Genomic DNA, 18,131 nt, shown 5'->3' on the forward strand with positions numbered 1-18,131 from the left:
CCACAATTTCCTTGCCCCGCATGCACACCGACCTGGCAACATGGACCCCATGACCTCGCGTGGGGGCCGGCGCCCGCAGCCGACTGATACCGGATCCGTACCGACCCCTGCGCTGTGGTCCGAACGCGCCGACATGGCCGAATCGGCCATCATCTCGCGCCACCTGCGCGCCCTGTGGGGTTGTCCCGGAACGGAATTGGGCGTCGTCGGGTGGCCCGCCACCCGACGTGAGCGCCTGTTCGGCAGCTGGCACTACTGGTGGCAGGCGCACCTGCTCGACTGCGCGATCGACGCCGCGAACCGGGTACCGACACCGGCCCGGCGCAGGCGCATCGCCGCCATCGCGCGCTCGCACCGCATGCGCAACATCACCGGCTGGACCAACCGCTATTACGACGACATGGCCTGGCTGGCCATCGCACTCGAACGCGCCGAACGCACCCAGGAACTCAGCGCCGCGCGCGGCGGTCTGCTCGCCCTGGAACAGCAGCTCTACAGCGCGTGGAACCCGGGGGTCGGCGGTGGCATACCGTGGCGGGTCAGGTCCGATTTCTACAACGCGCCGGCGAACGGCCCCGCGGGCATCGCACTGCTGCGACTGGGCCAGGTCGAACGCGCGCAGCAGATGGCCGACTGGCTGCACGACACCCTGCGCGACCCGCAGACCGGTCTCGTCCTCGACGGCATCCACCTGCCCTCCGGCGAGATCGAACGGCCCACGTTCACCTACTGCCAGGGTGTGGTGCTCGGCCTGGAAGCCGAGCTGGCGGTACACACCGACGACGACCGCCACATCGACCGCGCCGTCGACCTGGTCGACGCGGTGGAAGACCACATGACCCACCGGCTGGTGATCTCCGGCGGCGGCGGGGGCGACGGCGGCCTGTTCAACGGCATCCTCGCCCGCTACCTGGCCGTCGTCGCGCTGATGCTGCCGGGCGAAGGCAAACGACCCGAGGCCGCGCGCCGCATCGCCGCGGCCATCGTGAAGACCTCGGCCACCGCCGCCTGGAGCAACCGCCTCGAGGTGGAAGGCGAACCGCTGTTCGGCTACGACTGGAGCAAACCGGCCCGTCTGCCGGGCGGTTCGGCGGGCGCGGGCAAGTTCACCGCGGGCGGTTCGGTGACCGCGTCGGTGGTTCCCGAACGCGACCTGTCGGTGCAGCTGTCGGGCTGGATGCTGATGGAAGCCGCCTACCAGGTGAGTGCCGCGGGCCTCTAGCGCTCGCCGACGCTCGCCTCGCACTCGACTTCGTAGTCCTCGGCGGGCTTGGCCATTTCCTGGCGGTAGTGTCGGATGCCGATCACCGTGCCGATGATCAGGCCGACGACGAGGGTGCCGATCACCGCGGGCATCAACCACGACACCCGCTCGAGGAACTCACCCGCGTAATAGCCGATGAGCAGCAGCACCGGCGCCCAGATGATCGCGCCGATGGTACTGGCGATCGTGTACTTGCGGTGATCCATCCCGGCCGCGCCCGCGACCATCGGGCACAGCGTGCGCACCCACGGGATCCAGCGGGCGATCATCACCGCGAAGAACCCGTGCCGTTCCAGCAGATGCGTCACCTTCGCCAGGTTCTCGGTATTGATGTAGCGGCCGTTCTTGCGCGCGACCACACGATGGCCGGTGCGTTGGCCGACCAGATAGCCCACTTGGTTCCCGGCGATCGCCGCCAGCATGGTGCCGACGGACAGCCCCCACACCTGCGCTTCGCCGTTGGCGTGGGAGGCGAGCACGATACCCGCGGTGATCAGCATCGAATCGCCGGGCAGGAACAGCCCGATGATGAACGCGCATTCCAGGAACACGAACACCAGCACGACCGTGCAGACCACAGCGGGCCCGGCCGAGACCAGCGGATCGAAGCTGCCGACGGCGTAGGTGGATGGTCCCGCTGTCACGTCGATCAGAGCGTCTTGTTCGTCGAGACGGCCAGCTCGGCAGGCTCGGCGGGCACCACGGGCACTACGGGCAGCGCGCGGCTCGCGAGCACCTTCTTACCGACGGTGATGATGGCGGGCAGGATCGAGACGAACACGATCAGCAGGAAGATCGCTTCCACATGGTCGCGAATGAAAGGCACATTGCCGAGGAAGTAACCGATGATCGTCACGCCGCCGCCCCACAGCACGGCGCCGACGATGTCGAACGCCACGTACTTGCGGTAGCTCATCTTCGACACACCGGCGAGCACCGGCATGAACGTGCGGACGATCGGCACGAACCTGGCCAGGATGATCGTCTTGGGGCCGTGCTTCTCGAAGAACTCGTGAGTCTCGACGACATACTGCTTCTTGAAGAAGCGGCTGTCCTCCTTACGGAAGATCGCGGGCCCGATTTTTCGCCCGATCCAGTACGCGCACTGGTCGCCCGCGAAGGCGGTGACGATCACCAGCGGGACGAGCACCCAGATGTTCGGGCTGCCCTGCGCGGCCAGCATGCCACCGGTGAACAGCAGCGAGTCACCGGGCAGCAACGGGAAAAGCAGGCCGGTCTCGATGAAGACAATCGCCAGGATGGCGGGTAGCACCGCGTTCTTCAGCCACGTGTCCTGGAGCAGATACATCGGGTCCAGCAACTGGGTCAACGCGAGGTTGTGCGTCATCACATCGGAAACCGCCAGCAAAGTCACGGGCCCCACAGTACCGGTCGCGGCTGTGAAGTGAATGGGTGTGGGCGACCTGGTGGAAACCAGCCGGTGAACTCATCGATCACTTCCTAACCTAGGGTGTGGCCTGACAGAATTGGTTTTTTGCTCCCCACAGACGGAGGTCACTGCTGTGCCTATCGCGACTCCGGAGGTCTACGCCGAGATGCTCGGCCGGGCCAAGGCGCACTCGTTCGCATTCCCGGCTATCAACTGCACTTCGTCGGAGACGATCAACGCCGCCATCAAGGGCTTCGCGGAGGCCGGGAGCGACGGCATCATCCAGTTCTCCACCGGCGGTGCCGAGTTCGCCTCGGGCCAGGGTGTGAAGGACATGGTCACCGGCGCGGTCGCGCTGGCCGAGTTCGCGCACGTGGTCGCCGCGAAGTACGACGTGACGATCGCGCTGCACACCGACCACTGCCCCAAGGACAAGCTGGACACCTACGTGCGTCCGCTGCTCGCCATCTCCCAGGAGCGCGTGAACAACGGCCTGAACCCGCTGTTCCAGTCGCACATGTGGGACGGCTCGGCCATCCCGATCGACGAGAACCTCGAGATCGCCAAGGAGCTGCTCAAGCTCTCGAAGGCCGCCAACATCATCCTCGAGGTCGAGATCGGCGTCGTCGGCGGTGAAGAGGACGGCGTAGAGGCCGAGATCAACGACAAGCTCTACACCTCGCCCGAGGACTTCGAGAAGACCATCGACGCGCTCGGCGCGGGCGAGAACGGCAAGTACCTGCTCGCCGCCACCTTCGGCAACGTGCACGGTGTGTACAAGCCGGGCAACGTGGTGCTCAAGCCCGAGGTGCTGGCCGAGGGCCAGCGCGTCGCGGCCGCCAAGCTCGGCCTGGCCGAGGGCTCGCAGCCGTTCGACTTCGTCTTCCACGGCGGTTCGGGCTCGCTGAAGTCCGAGATCGAGGACTCCCTGCGCTACGGCGTGGTGAAGATGAACGTCGACACCGACACCCAGTACGCCTTCACCCGCCCCGTCGCCGGGCACATGTTCACCAACTACGACGGTGTGCTCAAGATCGACGGCGAGGTCGGCAACAAGAAGACCTACGACCCGCGCAGCTACCTGAAGAAGGCCGAGTCCTCGATGGCCGCGCGCGTGCTCGAGGCCTGCAACGACCTCAAGTCGGCCGGTCGCTCCGTCAGCGGTTCCTGATCGAAGTATCGAACAAACGGGGCCCGAGCTCATGAGTCTTGATGTCCGTGTGCTCGGGCCCGTTCGACTGCTCGTCGGCGGTGAGCCGGTGGCGGTCGGCGGGCCCAAGCCGCGCGCGCTGCTTGCCGCGCTCACCGTCAACCGGCGGCGCGCGGTGTCGTCGGCTGTGCTCGCCGAGATGGTGTGGAACGAGGATCCGCCCGACTCGTACGCGGCGAGCCTGCAGGTGTTCGTCTCCAATATCCGCAAGGCGCTGCGCAACGCCGGGATCGATTCCGCACAGGTGCTGCGCACCGAGGGCGCCGGGTATCGGCTCGAAATCCCCGACACCGCTTGCGATCTCGGCCGTTTCGAGAACGCGCGCGAGGCCGGTTCCCGCTGCCTCGACGCCGGTGACCATCCCGGTGCGGCCAACCTGTTCGGTGCGGCACTGCGGGAGTGGTCGGGGCGTGCGCTGGCCGATCTGGCCGGCCTGCAATTCGCCGACGGTTTCGCCACCGCGATGAACGAGGAGCGGCTGCTCGCCGCCTCGGCTCGCATCGATGCCGAAATCGCCTGTGGGCGTTCGTCTTCGGTGATCGGCGAGTTGGTCACCATGACCAACGAGAATCCGCTGCGTGAACCGCTGTGGGGTCAGCTCATCACCGCGCTGTACCTCTCCGGTCGTCAGGCCGACGCGCTCGAGGCGTGCCGCCGGGTGCGTACCGTCCTCGCCGAGGAACTCGGCATCGATCCGGGCGCGGCGCTGATCGAACTCGAGCAGCGTGTTCTTCGCCAGGAACCCCTGAATGTGCAGGCGTTCAAGCGATCCGAGCAGGTCGCGGCGGCGATGACGGAGACCGTCACCGAGGTGCCGCGCTCGATCCGCAACGGCAACCTGCGCTTCGCCGACGGCCGCACCATCCCGATTCCGCACGGCGGCTTGCGAATCGGGCGCATGACCGACAACGAACTGGTCCTCGACGACCCCAAGGCGAGCCGCTACCACGCCCACATCATGCCCAGCCGCGCCGGTCTGCTGATCAAGGATCTGCATTCGGCCAACGGTGTCTATGTGAACGAATTGCCCATCGACAGTGGGGCTTTGCTGGGCGATGGTGACATCATCCGGATCGGTGCGACAGTGCTGACGTTCCTCGCGGTGAGCTGAGCCCTCGGCACGTGTAGCCCGGACTGTGGGTCACCGATGGCCGTCCGTAGCCGTGTACACCTGTGCCGCCAGGTTGCCGTCGAGGCAGTCGGCGTGCCACTCGAGCGCAAACCGGCACCGGCTCAGCGCGGCCCCGGACTCAACGCGTGCCGGGCGCTGGGCTCAGCGCGGGTGCCGGGCTCAGACCCGCGCCTTGCTCAGCGCGCGTCCTCGGCAGCGGCCGTAGCAGCCGGGTTCGGCGGCGCCACGGTGAGGTGGTACTGAGCCGCCGCATAGGTCGCGAGAATGACGCCCTCGGTGAGGCGGCGGGACCTTTCGGACTTCGCGAAGAGTCGACGCAGGACGATCAGACCATCGGAGACGGTGAACAGCAAAGCGCCCAAGCCGTAGCGGCTGCGGGGGTCTTCGTTCGGAATGTTCAGTCCCGCAATGTTTTTCGTGTCCGGCGCGAGGGACGGGTCCGAGGCGAGGACGGCGGCGGTGCCGAGGGTCGCGCCGTAGGCGGTGAGCGGTAGCGCCAGCACCGGGGCCTTGGTGCGCAGCAGCCCGGCCGCGCCCGCCCAGGCGAGCAGGCGGGGCGCCGCGATCTCGGGGCGCGGGCGGGCGCCCCGGCGCCACCACAGCAGCGAGTACCCGGCCTGCATCACCGCGAACGACGAGGCGCCCGCGATGAGGCGGCGGTCGTCGTCGGGGTCGATGAGCAGAATGTCGCCCACGGTTGCGGCGGCAAGAGAGCCGAGCAGGATCCGACGCTCGGCCGGGTCCACGGCGCCACTGGTCACCGCGTCGGCCGCGAGCAACGGCATCAGCAGCGGCTTGGCCACCCATTGCAGGCGTTCGCGGCCGGTGACGGCACCGAAAACGGTGACCGCCGCCGCCGCGAGATAGCCCGCGCGCAACGGACGCATCGTCAGAAGCTCGGTTCCTTCGGGGCGGGCGGCAGGGTGACGACCTGGCCCGCGTAGCTCAATCCCGCGCCGAAGCCGAGCAGCAGCGCCAGCTGACCGCCCTTGGCCTTGCCGGTCACCAGCATCTCCTCCATGGCCAGCGGGATCGAGGCGGCCGAGGTGTTGCCGGTGTTCTCGATGTCGTTGGCCATCGGGATGTTCTCGGCGAGGCCGAGGTTCTTCTTCATCAGCTCGTTGATGCGGGCGTTGGCCTGGTGCGGGATGAACACCTCGATGTCCTCCTTGGCCACACCGGAGGCGTCCAGCGCCGCCGACAGGGCGCGCGGCAGGGTGACCGCGGCCCACCGGAAGACCTTGGGGCCCTCCATGTGCAGCGACATGCGGCCGATCGGTTCCACCTCGGGATCGGTGCCCTGCATGGCCTGGGCCTTGTTCATGTAGGCGAGGAAGTCGACGTCCTGGGCGATGGCCTCGGCGTTCTCGCCGTCGCTGCCCCACACGGTCGGCGAGATGCCGTTCTCCTCGGCCGGGCCGACGACGACGGCGCCCGCGCCGTCACCGAAGATCATCGCGGTGCCACGGTCGGTCGGGTCGAGACCGACGGTCATGGTCTCGGCGCCGATCACCAGCACGTATTCGGCCGAACCGGCGCGGATCAGGTCGGCGGCGACACCGAGGCCGTAGCCGAAACCGCCGCAGCCGGAGGTGAGGTCGAACGCGGCGACACCGTTGAGGCCGAGGTCGTAGGCCACCGACGGCGCACCGTGCGGGGTGAGCTTGAGCCAGCTCGAGGTGCACAGCAGGACCGCGCCGATCTTGGCGCGGTCGACCGGGCTGTTCTTCAGCGCGCGCTCGCCCGCGGCCGCCGCGATCGAGCGGATGGTCTCGTCGCCACTGATCCAACGCCGGTTGTGGATGCCGGTGCGTTCGAAGATCCAATCGGGCGTCGAGTCGAGAACCTCACACACCTCGGCATTGCTGACGATGCGCTGCGGGCGGTAGGCACCGATCCCGAGCATCGCGACATTGTCGCGACCTTTGTTGATTGCAATGCTCACCACGGGTGACTCACACGTCCTTCTCACTGCCGGACGGCTTCGTCGCCGTCCGAGTTTTCTGACGTTCAGGCTAACTCAGAGCCAAGTCGTCGAGACCGAGGATGGACCGGTATTCCAGCCCCTCGGCGGCGATCACCTGGTCAGCACCGGTTTCGCGGTCCACGACGGTGGCCACACCCACCACGATTGCGCCCGCGTCACGCAGCGCGCGCACAGCGGTGAGCGGCGAATTGCCCGTGGTTGTGGTGTCCTCGACCACCAGCACCCGCTTGCCGACGACATTGGGGCCTTCGATCTGGCGCTGCATGCCGTGGGCCTTGGCGGCCTTGCGGACGACGAAGGCATCGATCGGGCGACCGGGAGCGTGCATGACGGCCATCGCGACGGGGTCGGCGCCCATGGTGAGCCCGCCGACGGCGTCGAAGTCCCAGTCGGCGACCAGCTCACGCAGCAGCGACCCGATCAGCGGGGCGGCCTGGTGGTGCAGCGTCGCGCGGCGCAGGTCGACGTAGTAGTCGGCCTCCTTGCCCGAGGACAGTGTCACCTTGCCGTGCACGACCGCGAGCTCGCGCACGAGCGCGGCCAACTGGTCGCGATCGGCTTCGGTGAGCGCCTGACGTGCCTGGTCGATCATGCGGTTTCCTTTCGGTCATCTGCGTGGGCCCTGCGCGATTACGCTACGCTGCCGCCGCCGGGGCCCACGCCATGCCCTAGGTCCTACCGCGTGCGTTGAACAGGCCGCGATTGAGCCGCGTGATGAGGGTGCGCGGAACCATCCCCGCCACCGTGGTGATGACCTTGTACTGCAGGCCGGGAACGCTGATGACCCGGCCCGCTTCCAGGTCGTGCAGGCAGCCGTCGACCACCTGATCCACCTCGAGCCACAGCGCCTTGGGCAGCGAACTCATCTCGATGCCGGCTCGCTCGTGGAACTCCGTGTGCACGAAGCCGGGGCACAGGGCCTGGATGCGCACACCGGTGCCCGACAGCCCACCCGCGAGACCTTCGGTGAAGGCGACGACGTAAGCCTTCGACGCCGAATAGGTGGAACCGCGACCGGGAACGAGTCCCGCCACGCTGGCCACATTGACGATCGAACCGGACGCGGCCGCGATCATCGCGGGCAGCGCGGCCCTGGTGAGCTGCACGACCGAGGTGACGTTCACATCGAGCTGGGCCTGCAGCTCGGCGGGCTCGAGGGTCCAGAACTCCCCCGAATGCGCGAAACCGGCGTTGTTGACCAGGAATTGGAGGCCGGCCTCGGCACGTTCGGCGACCCGGGCGCGGTCGTCGTCATCGGCCAGGTCGGCGACGAGGACCTCGGCGGAGGTGGCGTACCGGCGGCCGAGTTCGTCGGCCAGGCCACGCAACCGCACCTCGTTCCTGGCGACGAGCACCAGGTCGTAGCCGAGGGCGGCGAGGCGGTGGGCGAAGCCGAGGCCGATGCCGGAGGTGGGGCCGGTGATCAGGGCGACGGGTCGGGACGCACCGGGCAGGCGCGCGGGGATATCGGTCATAGCTGGTCGATTCGGGTCGACGGGTGATGCCGTGTCACGGCATCGGGATCACTTCGGGACGGGGCCCTGGTACGGGCGGAAGCCGGGGTGGAAGGGGCCGCCGGGCTGGTCGGAATCGTCGTCGGCACGCTCTTCCTCTACGCGCGGACGCGGTTCCTCCGCGCGCGGACGCGGCGGCTCCACGCGCGGGCGCGGTTCCGGGACGACGGCGAGCGACGGGCGCTTCGGCGGTTCGCCGAGCGGACGGCGGCCGGGTGCGGGCTGGTCCTCGAAATCCGGGTCGTCGAGGTCGGGATCGAAATCCGGGTCGGCCGCGAAGGCGGGTTTGCGCGGCGGCAGGCGGTCGTAGTCGTCGTCGGGTGCCTGGGCGGGGCGCGCGGGGAACAGCGGTTCGGCGGCGCGGCCGTAGTGGTCGTCGACATCGGTTTCGTCGTCGGGACCGGGGAAGCGGGCGCGGCCGTCGGTATCGGGCACGCGTGCGGCCGGAGCGTAGTCGTCGTCGTACTCGTCGCGGAACCCGTCGGGCGACGGTTCACCGATTCCCGAACGCGGACGGGTGTATTCGTTCGGCTCGGCCACCGGCGGCAGCACGTGCAGCAGACCCGACAGGCGAAGTACGGCGTCGATCGCGGTCTCCCAGTCCTTGGACCCGCTGCCGACCGGGAGCATGCCGAGGGTCCAGTTGCCCTCGCTCCACAGCATCTGCACAGTGTCGGACAGGGATTCGATGAAGCCGACCATCCGCTGGTCGACGGCGTGCCGGGCGATCTCGGGGTCGGTGGCGAACACGACCCGGTCGCCGATGGCGCCGAGCAGTTCCAGATCGTGGTCCTTGGGCGGCGACGCGGTCTTGAGCCGCATGTCGACATCGATCTCGGACCCGATCTGGCGGCGCACGGCCACCAGGGTGGCGGCGTCTTCCAGGTCGAAGAGCACGAACTTCTCGCCCTTACGGATACCGGAGACCACGTCGACCGCGGACAGGTACCCGAGCTTGGTCAGCGCGCCGCGCCGCCACGTCGAGGCGAGGGCGGGCTCCACCGACACATAGGTATAGCCCTGGGACTTCGCCCACACCTGGCGGGCGTGTCCGGTGCGCTGTCGCTGGACCCGATCGAAATACAGCAGTACGACCGCACCAACGAGTGCGATCGCCGCCAAGCCGAACCACATAGCCGTCATCGTCGCCTAGCCTATCCAGCCGTCGCCGTGATTGCCCGGTAGCACCGGGGATTCGACGCGCGGGTCGCTCATCGGGGGCCGCTCGGGAGCGCCGTGCTGATGATGATCTTGGCGCGGATCGACCCGTCTGGGTTCTTGTCGCCCTGCACCATAACCATGTCACCGACCGGAAGTTCGCTCGCCTTGGTGGTGCTCAGCGAGATCACCTGCGTGGCCTCGTCGATCAGCACCCGCACACTCGACCCGCCGAGGGTGCTCATGGTGATCTCGGAGCCGGTGTTGGCGGTGATGCTGCCCATGGTGGCGCCGAGGTCTTCGGTGCCGCCGAGGCCGGGTAAGCCGGGCAGGCCGCTCGCGCTCGGCGGCGCGGTCGGGGTGGTTTGCCTGGTCGATGGTTGCAGGGTCTGGGTGGTGGGTGGTGCGGCGGCGGTGTCGTTGTCGGAACCGTCGCCACCGGTGAGCATCAGACCGGCCAGGATGCCGCCGAAGGCGATGAGCGCCACGACGGCCAGGCCGAGCGCGATCCACAGGCCGGTGTGCTTCTTCGGCGGTTCCTGGTCGCCGTCCTGTGGTCGCGGTGGATATTCGGGCTGCTGTTGCGGTCCGTAGCCCGGCGGCGGGGCGGGCGGATACCCCTGCCCGTAGGCCGGTTGGGGCGCGGGTTGCTCTGCGGGATAACCACTTTCATACGGTCCCCATTGAGCGTCGTGCGGCGGGAGTGCCTGGGTGGGGTTCGACGGTTGTCCCCACTCGTCGAACCCACCGCCGTACGGCCGTGTGGTTTCGTTCCCTGGCGAACCCAGCCGTTCCGTCGGCGAATCCTCCGGGCGTTGTCCCCACGGATCGTTCGGATTCGTCATGTCCCCAGCGTAGGTCAGCCCGGCGCGTAGAGAGGGTCCTACGCACCGGGCTGTGGATAAATCATGAACTGTGGACAACTTCGCGTTCGACGACCAGCTTGTCGGTGGCGTCGTCCACGCTCACCGACACCGTGTCGCCATCGGTGACCGTGCCGGAGAGCAGTTCCTTGGCCAGGCTGTCGCCGATGGCCTGCTGGATCAGCCTGCGTAGCGGGCGCGCGCCGTAGGCGGGGTCGTAACCGCGCACCGCGAGCCACTGCTTGGCCTCGTCGGTGACATCGAGGGTGAGCCTGCGCTGCGACAACCGCTTCTGCAGCTGACGCAGGTTGATGTCGACGATCGACTCCAGCTGTTTCGCGTCGAGCGCCTGGAACATCACCACGTCGTCGAGCCGGTTGAGGAACTCCGGCTTGAACGCTCGGCGCACCGCGTCCATCACCTGGTCCTTGGTGCCGCCGGCACCCAGGTTGGAGGTGAGGATGAGGATGGTGTTGCGGAAGTCGACCGTGCGGCCCTGGCTGTCGGTGAGCCTTCCCTCGTCGAGCACCTGCAGCAGGATGTCGAACACGTCCGGGTGTGCCTTCTCGATCTCGTCGAACAGCACCACCGAATACGGCCGCCTGCGCACCGCTTCGGTGAGCTGACCACCCTGGTCGTACCCGACGTAACCGGGAGGCGCACCGACCAGGCGAGCCACCGAGTGCTTCTCGCTGTACTCGCTCATATCGATGCGGACCATGGCGCGTTCGTCGGCGAACAGGAACTCCGCGAGCGACTTGGCCAGCTCGGTCTTACCGACACCGGTCGGCCCGACGAACATGAACGAGCCCGTCGGCCGGTTCGGGTCGGCCACCCCCGCACGCGAGCGGCGCACCGCGTCGGACACCGCCTGCACGGCCTCTTCCTGGCCGACGACCCGCCCGGCGACCTCGGTCTCCATCCGCAGCAGTTTCGCGGTTTCGCCCTCGAGCATCCGCCCCACCGGCACACCGGTCCACGACGACACCACATCGGCGATGTCGTCCGGGGTGACCTCCTCGTTGAGCATCACCTCACCGCTCGCGGCGGCACCGCTGGCCTCCTCGGCCGCGGCCAGCTGCTTCTCCAGCGCCGGGATGCGGCCGTAGCGCAGCTCGGCGGCCTTGCCCAGGTCGCCGTCGCGTTCCGCGCGTTCGGATTCGCCGCGCAGGCGCTCGAGCTCCTCCTTGAGCCCGCGCACCGAGTCGATGGCGTTCTTCTCGTTCTGCCAGCGGGTGGTGAGCTGGTTGAGCTTCTCGCGGTCGTCGGCCAGCTCCTGGCGCAGCTTCTCCAGGCGCTGCTTGGACGCCTCGTCGGTCTCCTTCTCGAGCGCGACCTCCTCGATCTCGAGGCGCCGCACCGCGCGCTCCACCTCGTCGATCTCGACCGGGCGCGAGTCGATTTCCATGCGCAGCCGCGACGCCGACTCGTCGATCAGGTCGATCGCCTTGTCCGGCAGGAAGCGGGAGGTGATGTAGCGGTCCGACAGCGTCGCGGCCGCCACCAGCGCGGAATCGGTGATCCGCACGCCGTGGTGCACCTCGTAGCGTTCCTTGATGCCGCGCAGGATGCCGATGGTGTCGGCCACCGTCGGCTCGCCGACCAGCACCTGCTGGAACCGGCGTTCCAGCGCGGCGTCCTTCTCGATGTACTTGCGGTACTCGTCGAGCGTCGTCGCGCCGACCAGTCGCAGCTCACCACGCGCGAGCAGCGGTTTGATCATGTTGCCCGCGTCCATCGACGAGTCGCCGGTGCTGCCCGCGCCGACGATGGTGTGCAGCTCGTCGATGAAGGTGATGATCTCGCCCGCGCTGTTCTTGATGTCGTCGAGCACGGCCTTGAGCCGCTCCTCGAACTCGCCGCGATACTTCGCGCCCGCGACCATCGCGCCGAGGTCGAGGGAGACGACCTTCTTGCCGCGCAACGACTCCGGCACGTCACCGTCGACGATGCGCTTGGCGAGGCCCTCGACGATGGCGGTCTTGCCGACGCCCGGTTCGCCGATGAGCACCGGGTTGTTCTTGGTGCGCCGCGAAAGTACTTGCACCACACGGCGGATCTCGGTGTCGCGGCCGATCACCGGGTCGAGCTTGCCGGTGCGGGCGGCCTCGGTGAGGTCGGTCGAGTACTTCTCGAGTGCCTGGTAGGAGGCTTCGGGGTCAGGATTGGTGACCCGCGCGCTGCCGCGCACGGTGGTGAAGGCGTCGCGCAACGCTTCGGGAGTGGCGCCGTGCCTGCGCAGCAGCTCGGCCACCTCGCCGCTGCCGTCGGCCAGGCCGACCAGCAGGTTCTCGGTGGAGACGTATTCGTCGCCGAGTTCGGTGGCCAGCCTTTGCGCGGCCGTGATCGCGGCCAGGGCCTCGCGGCCGAGCTGTGGTGTGGTCGTGGCGCCGGTGGCGCGCGGCAGCCGGTCGACGATGTCGCCCGCTTCCCGTTCGACGGTCGCGGGGTCGACACCGATGGCCTTGAGCAGCGGGGCGGCGATGCCATCGGTCTGATCCAGCAACGCCACCAGCAAGTGCGCCGGACGGATCTCCGGGTTGCCCGCCGCCGACGCGGCCTGCAGGGCGGCCGTCAGGGCCGCCTGGGTCTTGGTGGTGGGATTGAACGAGTCCACTGGTCTCCTCGGGGTAATTCCGGTATCGACTTGTTCAACGTCGGCAAAGTTGAGTCTGTTCCGCTCAACTTAATGTTTTTCCGGCCGGTTCGCCACGCCGCCTCACGCTACGCCGCATGTCGGAGCCCCCTCAGCCTAGGATTGCGGTGCCTGGATCACCCCCGATACGAGGAGTTGTCGACCATGCGCGCCATCGTGGTTCACAAGTTCGGTGCCACGCCCGAACTCGCCGATATGCCGGTGCCCGAACCCGGTCCGGGTGAAGTGCAGGTCGCCTTGGACGCCGCGGGGGTGAACCCGTTCGACCTGAAGATGGCCGACGGACTGCTCGAAGGAAAAATGCCGACCGACTTCCCGATGATCCTCGGCGTGGACGGCGCGGGCACCGTGTCGGCGGTCGGGTCGGGCGTCACCTCGTTCGCCGTCGGCGACAAGGTGGTCGGCAAATTCCTCACCGCCCCCGCAGGCCACGGCAGCTGGGCCCAGTACGCGACGGTCCCCGAAGACGCCACGCTGGTGAAGATCCCCGACGGCATCACCACCGTCGCCGCCGCCGCCCTGCCCATCGCCGGGCTCACCGCCCAGGACCTGGTCGGCGCTGCCCACATCCAGCCCGGCCAGACCGTGCTGATCGTCGGCGCCACCGGCGGTGTCGGTTCCTTCCTTGTACAGCTGGCCAATATCGCGGGCGCCCACGTGATCGCGACCGCCCGCGCCGACGCCACCGACCAGGTCGCCCGCCTCGGCGCCGCCGAAACCGTCGACTACACCCAGGCCCGACCCGACCCGCACGACCCGTCCACCCAGGTCGACTCGAACATCGTCGACGCCGTGCGCTTCACCCACCCCGACGGCATCGACGTCCTGTTCGACCTGGTCAGCACCGCACCCGCCTTCGCCGACCACGCCACCCTCGTCCGGCGCGGCGGCCACGCCTACACCACCGTCTGGGCCGCCGACGAACAGGCACTCACCGAGCGCGGCATCACCGGCGGCAACTTCGAATCCAAAGGACGCGGTCCGGAACTGAGCCGTTTGCTCGGGCGCGTGGCGGCAGGGGATGTGGTGGTCCCGGTCCAGATGACGGTACCGCTGGAAGCCGCTCCCGCCGTACTCGGCGCGGGTAGTGCGCGCGGAAAGACCGTCCTGGCCATCTGATCCAGCCGCATCGACTGCGGGGTCCACAGTCGGCGGCGACCGGTCGAAGCACGGGTACCGCGCACATCCTCGACGATCAGGCGGGGCGGTAAATGCCGGTGCGGGCTTTGGTGGCGGTGGTGTGGAGGATTTCGGTGAGGGTTTTGTGGATTCGGGTGGGGGTGGTGGGTTTTACGGTGAAGGTGGTTTCGCCGTAGAAGACGTAGCGGCCGTCGCCGGGGAGGTCGTGGAGCTGGAAGTCGTCGCGACCTTCGGTGTGGCGGTTGTCGACGCTGGCGTGGGCGTAGACGCCGATGTGGGTGAGGGTGTCGGTGGGTTTGGCGAGGAAGGATTCGAGTTGTTCTCGGGGGGTGGGGTTCCAGCGGTCGCGGGTGTGCGGGCGGGGGGCCGCGAGTTCGGCTGCGGTGACGCGGATTTCGCGGCCGCGGCCGGGTGAGACTTTGGGGAGGGTGGAGAGGACGGCGGCGGCCAGGGCGTTGGGGGTCATCAGGTGCAGGGTGATGTCGCCGGGGTTGCGGGGGTCGCCGGGGGCCTGGACGGCGAGGGAGGCGTAGGTGTCGCGGGTGCCGCCGTGGGCGCGGATGGTTCGCACGCCGCGGGAGGCGCCCGCCACCTCGACGCGGGCGTGGGGTGCGAGCAGGGCGGCCATGGCGCGGTCGAGGTCGGAGTCGAATTCGGCCATCAGGTTTTCGGCGGCCTTGCGACGCAGGCGCAGGACCTCGGCGTAGGTCTCGACGTCGGTGTACTGGTGCTGTAAGGGGTACGGGAGGACGTCGCGCCCCGCGGCTTCCCACAGGGTGCGGAAGTCGAGGGCGGTGAGATGCCAGGTGCGCACGGGAAATCTACTCTGTTCCATCGAGATCGGCACTCAGTCGGCGCCGATGACGGGCGGGACCATCTTGGGCAGGCTGTCCAGACCGGTGAGCTCCTCGCCGTTCTCCTGGGTGACGAGGTAGTCGGGGATGTCCTTGGTCGACTCGTCGTCCTTGCCGCCGCCGCGTCCCGCGCCCGGGCCCATCATGCCGGGCATCCCGGAGCGGCCCGCAGCACCCGTTCCGCCGCCACGGTTCGTACCTGCGCCGCCCGACGCGGGATTGCCGGGGACCGCCCCACCCGCCCCCGGCGAACTGGCGCCGGGAGAACCGGCACCCGGCACGCCTGAGCCCGGGGAGCCGCCACCGGGAAGCCCTGTGCTGCTCGGACTTCCGGGAGTTCCCGGTGTAGTGGACTGCGGGGTGGTCGCGGCGGGAGTCGTCGAGGCCGGGGTGGTCGACGAGGGGTCGATCGTCTGTGGGGTCTCGTCCTCGGCAGAATTCTGGTCATCGTCGTCGGCGGAGGTATCGCCGGGCGTTTCGCCTGGGTCGGTCGTCGGGGTGACGGCCGCGGGCGTGCTCGGTGTCGCCGCGGACTGACCGGTCGGCGAGCCTTGATCGCCGGGGCGTGCACCGCCGCCGGGGATTTCGGGATCGCCGCCGTTGTCCACAGCCTTGGGGATCGGAATGACCGGCACATTCGTGTCGGACTCGTAAATGACCGGCGCATAGACGGTTTGGAGCACACGCACCGCCTCGACCCGCGCGTTCTCTTCCGCCACATCGTCATCGCGCCACGCTCGGCCGGTGAACAGGCCGGTGAAGTTGTCGACACCGCTGTGGTGCTCGGGCTGATGGGGCACAAGACGTTTCGTCGGCTCGAGGCCGGTTCGCAGCTCGACCAGTTTGTTGCTGGTGAGGGCGGCCGCGGTGGTGACCCGCTTGCCCGTGGCGTCGTAGGCCGCGACGGTCTTGGCGGCGGCGTTCGCGGCCGAACCCGCCCAGACGTCGGGAGACATTCCACGCGAGATCTGTTTGCGGAACTCGTCGAGGGAAGTGGCGTTGCGGGTGGAGATCTCGGTCCACGCGCCGATCAGATCGTTCACGGCATCGAGATCGATCTTGTCGACCTTGGCGCGAAGCTCGGCGACGGTCCCGGCGAACAGGTTGTTCTTGACCACCGTTTGCGGGCGGAACTCGCCGTCGAAACCGAGCTGGCTCGCCTTTTGCCGGGTTACGGCGCGCTGGTCGTTGTATTCGTCCTGGATGTCGGCGATTTCGGAACTGTCGAGTTCGCCGTCGTCGCCGGAGAAGGAGACCAGGTCGCGCAGTTTGCCGTAGAGGTCGAGGCCGTTGATGCTCTGCATGCCGGTCATGGGGTCACCTGCTCGGAGATGTAGTCCATGGCGTTGGCGTTTTCGATGTCGGTGCTGGTTAGGCGTTTGAAGGAAATGGCGAAGACTTCGCGGAGTTGCTGCACGGCTTCGATGTCCTTCATGACCACGGCATCGATGGAGTTCGGGTCACCAGTGGCCTGAACGAGGAACTTCTTCTCGAGATCCTTGCCGATCTGAAAGTCACCGAAACCGCTCACGTTCTGCGTTCGGCGGGTAATACCCAGAATTTCGCGAAGAACAGTCAGGCGGTCATCGCAGGCTTTGTACATGTGGAAGGCGGCAGCCTCGTCGTTGAGGTAGACCTCGCCGGCCTTCGCCTGGGCGAGCAACGCGCTGTAGGCGGTGTTCTCACTCACGGAGCCCTCCCCGGTCAGCTCGGAAAGATCGGAACCAGCACTTCGCCCGCGCGGGCCAGGTACTCGCAGGGGTCGTCGAGGCCGGACTCGAGGGGCGAATTGAGGATCTGCAACTGGACGACGCCGAGCTGCGCGGGAAAGACCACATCGCAGCCGAGGTCCTTCGATGCACCACTGACCTTGAATTCACGGCCCGAACGGCCCGCGATGGTTACGTCCCGAAAGTCGACGTTGCCAGGTTTCTGTTCGAATTGATCAACCGTCTTGTTCGTCGTGTACACAGTGAGCGAGAACTCGCGCGCATCCCACGCGCAGATCTCCCACCCCGACTGCGGAACACCGCCAACACCCTTCTCCTCGGTCGCCGGGTCCACCCCGACCTCCGTCAACAACGCATCAGGAATCTCCGTACACGGATTCCACAACACCGGCTTGGCGGTCGTAGTCGTCCCCGAAGACGTCGACTTCCCCTCCTCGCATCCAGCTGCCCCGACAACCGCCAGACCCGCGAGCACTAGCGCGATCCCCGCCCGTTTCATCCCCACCCCTTCTCGCCGGTCCACTGCTTTGACCAGGGAGATTAGCACGGGCCTCGGACGCGGAACCGGGCTCGAGCGGCGGGCAAACCGGTAGCAGCCGGTCGCTCATCGTGTGGTCAGCGACTGCACACCCGCACCCGTCAGGGCGGGCAGAACGCTCGGTCTTCCGGTGAGAAGTAGGAGCAAGTCCAGCGTGGAGCCGCGGATTTCGGGACCACTACCAACGGTCCATGCGGAGTCGTCGGCTGCGAGGGATACACCGCGTAGCCGGCGGCGGGCCCAGAACGGCCAGCCCATCGTCCAGACACGCTGTGCGGCAACCGCGCACGCCCGCGCGTCGACTTCGATCGTGCGCGAAAGCGGGCGGGCGATGTCCTGGGCGTGGACGATCACGTCGAAGTGGATGTTGCGGTGGTTGGTGACCACGGGCAGGTCGCGGGAATCGGCCAGGCTCGTGAGTGCGGTGGCGAGGTCGGGGGTGGTGTCGGCGTAGCGGACGGCCAGGTCGTGGTTGAGGCGGTGGAAGCTGCCTCGGGCGCGGGCGGCCTCGCGCAGCATGGCGAGCGGGCCGGGCGGCTGGGGTGCCAGCGCGACGTGCGCGGCGACATCGCGGACGCGCCAGCCCGCGCACAACGAGGGGGCGTCGAGTTCGGCCGGAGTGAGCTCGGCCAGGAGCCCGGCGATGGCGCGGCGCTGGTCGGTGATGGTTCGCCAGTACTGATCGGGGTCCATGC

Annotated in this window: 18 protein-coding genes; 4 read left to right on the forward strand and 14 right to left on the reverse strand. The window is 68.1% G+C overall.

What is annotated here, in order from left to right:
- Positions 1-133 precede the first annotated feature (133 nt).
- Positions 134-1,222, forward strand: coding sequence for a glycoside hydrolase family 76 protein (locus AB0I19_RS19325; protein WP_067642143.1), 1,089 nt, complete (start codon positions 134-136; stop codon positions 1,220-1,222).
- Here the strand turns inward: AB0I19_RS19325 and AB0I19_RS19330 are convergent.
- Together AB0I19_RS19330 and AB0I19_RS19335 are read right to left on the reverse strand one after the other, a co-directional pair.
- Positions 1,219-1,908: a DedA family protein gene (locus tag AB0I19_RS19330; protein WP_067484333.1), complete on the reverse strand. Its 690-nt coding sequence runs from the start codon at positions 1,906-1,908 to the stop codon at positions 1,219-1,221. The genes AB0I19_RS19325 and AB0I19_RS19330 overlap by 4 nt on opposite strands.
- Before the next feature lie 5 nt (positions 1,909-1,913).
- Entirely contained in the window at positions 1,914-2,615 is a 702-nt protein-coding gene (locus tag AB0I19_RS19335) for a VTT domain-containing protein (RefSeq protein WP_357150423.1), read from the reverse strand.
- Positions 2,616-2,787: 172 nt separating this feature from the next.
- Here AB0I19_RS19335 and fbaA point away from each other — a divergent pair, with 172 nt between their 5' ends.
- Together fbaA and AB0I19_RS19345 are read left to right on the forward strand one after the other, a co-directional pair.
- Positions 2,788-3,825 carry a class II fructose-bisphosphate aldolase gene (fbaA, locus tag AB0I19_RS19340; RefSeq protein WP_357150383.1) on the forward strand — a complete coding sequence of 346 codons (1,038 nt, stop codon included), beginning with the start codon at positions 2,788-2,790 and terminating at the stop codon, positions 3,823-3,825.
- A 31-nt stretch (positions 3,826-3,856) separates the two neighbouring features.
- Positions 3,857-4,975, forward strand: a complete 1,119-nt coding sequence (locus AB0I19_RS19345; RefSeq protein ID WP_067642144.1) for a BTAD domain-containing putative transcriptional regulator — start codon at positions 3,857-3,859, stop codon at positions 4,973-4,975.
- A gap of 197 nt (positions 4,976-5,172) precedes the next feature.
- On the opposite strand, the gene AB0I19_RS19350 is transcribed toward AB0I19_RS19345, so the two are convergent.
- From AB0I19_RS19350 to clpB, 7 genes are all read right to left on the reverse strand, one after another.
- Positions 5,173-5,883, reverse strand: a complete 711-nt coding sequence (locus AB0I19_RS19350) for a lysoplasmalogenase (protein WP_357150384.1) — start codon at positions 5,881-5,883, stop codon at positions 5,173-5,175.
- Between the two features lie 2 nt (positions 5,884-5,885).
- On the reverse strand, positions 5,886-6,944 hold the full coding sequence (locus AB0I19_RS19355; protein ID WP_357150385.1) for a beta-ketoacyl-ACP synthase 3: 1,059 nt from the start codon (positions 6,942-6,944) through the stop codon (positions 5,886-5,888).
- A 67-nt stretch (positions 6,945-7,011) separates the two neighbouring features.
- Entirely contained in the window at positions 7,012-7,575 is a 564-nt protein-coding gene (pyrE, locus tag AB0I19_RS19360) for an orotate phosphoribosyltransferase (protein ID WP_067484319.1), read from the reverse strand.
- Positions 7,576-7,651: 76 nt separating this feature from the next.
- On the reverse strand, positions 7,652-8,458 hold the full coding sequence (locus AB0I19_RS19365; RefSeq protein ID WP_067484317.1) for an SDR family NAD(P)-dependent oxidoreductase: 807 nt from the start codon (positions 8,456-8,458) through the stop codon (positions 7,652-7,654).
- Between the two features lie 48 nt (positions 8,459-8,506).
- The gene (locus AB0I19_RS19370; RefSeq protein ID WP_357150386.1) at positions 8,507-9,640 is read right to left on the reverse strand and encodes a hypothetical protein; all 1,134 of its coding nucleotides are present in this window, start codon (positions 9,638-9,640) and stop codon (positions 8,507-8,509) included.
- A 68-nt stretch (positions 9,641-9,708) separates the two neighbouring features.
- Entirely contained in the window at positions 9,709-10,500 is a 792-nt protein-coding gene (locus AB0I19_RS19375) for a DUF5666 domain-containing protein (protein WP_357150387.1), read from the reverse strand.
- A gap of 61 nt (positions 10,501-10,561) precedes the next feature.
- Positions 10,562-13,135, reverse strand: coding sequence for an ATP-dependent chaperone ClpB (gene clpB, locus AB0I19_RS19380; RefSeq protein ID WP_357150388.1), 2,574 nt, complete (start codon positions 13,133-13,135; stop codon positions 10,562-10,564).
- A 183-nt stretch (positions 13,136-13,318) separates the two neighbouring features.
- On the opposite strand from clpB, the gene AB0I19_RS19385 reads away from it, so the two are divergent.
- Positions 13,319-14,293, forward strand: a complete 975-nt coding sequence (locus tag AB0I19_RS19385; RefSeq protein ID WP_357150389.1) for an NADP-dependent oxidoreductase — start codon at positions 13,319-13,321, stop codon at positions 14,291-14,293.
- A 76-nt stretch (positions 14,294-14,369) separates the two neighbouring features.
- Here AB0I19_RS19385 and AB0I19_RS19390 read toward each other — a convergent pair whose 3' ends face one another.
- From AB0I19_RS19390 to AB0I19_RS19410, 5 genes are all read right to left on the reverse strand, one after another.
- The gene (locus AB0I19_RS19390) at positions 14,370-15,128 is read right to left on the reverse strand and encodes an ESX secretion-associated protein EspG (protein ID WP_357150390.1); all 759 of its coding nucleotides are present in this window, start codon (positions 15,126-15,128) and stop codon (positions 14,370-14,372) included.
- Positions 15,129-15,161: 33 nt separating this feature from the next.
- Complete coding sequence (locus AB0I19_RS19395) at positions 15,162-16,481, reverse strand: hypothetical protein (protein WP_357150391.1); 1,320 nt, start codon at positions 16,479-16,481, stop codon at positions 15,162-15,164.
- A complete protein-coding gene (locus AB0I19_RS19400) occupies positions 16,478-16,858 on the reverse strand; it encodes a hypothetical protein (RefSeq protein WP_067484296.1) in 381 nt (126 codons plus the stop codon). Before AB0I19_RS19400 ends, AB0I19_RS19395 begins: the two co-directional genes overlap by 4 nt.
- A 14-nt stretch (positions 16,859-16,872) precedes the next feature.
- Positions 16,873-17,397 (reverse strand): DUF3558 domain-containing protein, encoded by a 525-nt coding sequence (locus AB0I19_RS19405; RefSeq protein WP_357150392.1) that lies wholly within the window; start codon positions 17,395-17,397, stop codon positions 16,873-16,875.
- 105 nt (positions 17,398-17,502) lie between these two features.
- A complete protein-coding gene (locus tag AB0I19_RS19410; RefSeq protein WP_357150393.1) occupies positions 17,503-18,129 on the reverse strand; it encodes a maleylpyruvate isomerase family mycothiol-dependent enzyme in 627 nt (208 codons plus the stop codon).
- Positions 18,130-18,131: the final 2 nt, after the last annotated feature.

The sequence above is a fragment of the Nocardia sp. NPDC050413 genome (assembly GCF_040655475.1).
Taxonomy (GTDB): domain Bacteria; phylum Actinomycetota; class Actinomycetes; order Mycobacteriales; family Mycobacteriaceae; genus Nocardia; species Nocardia coubleae.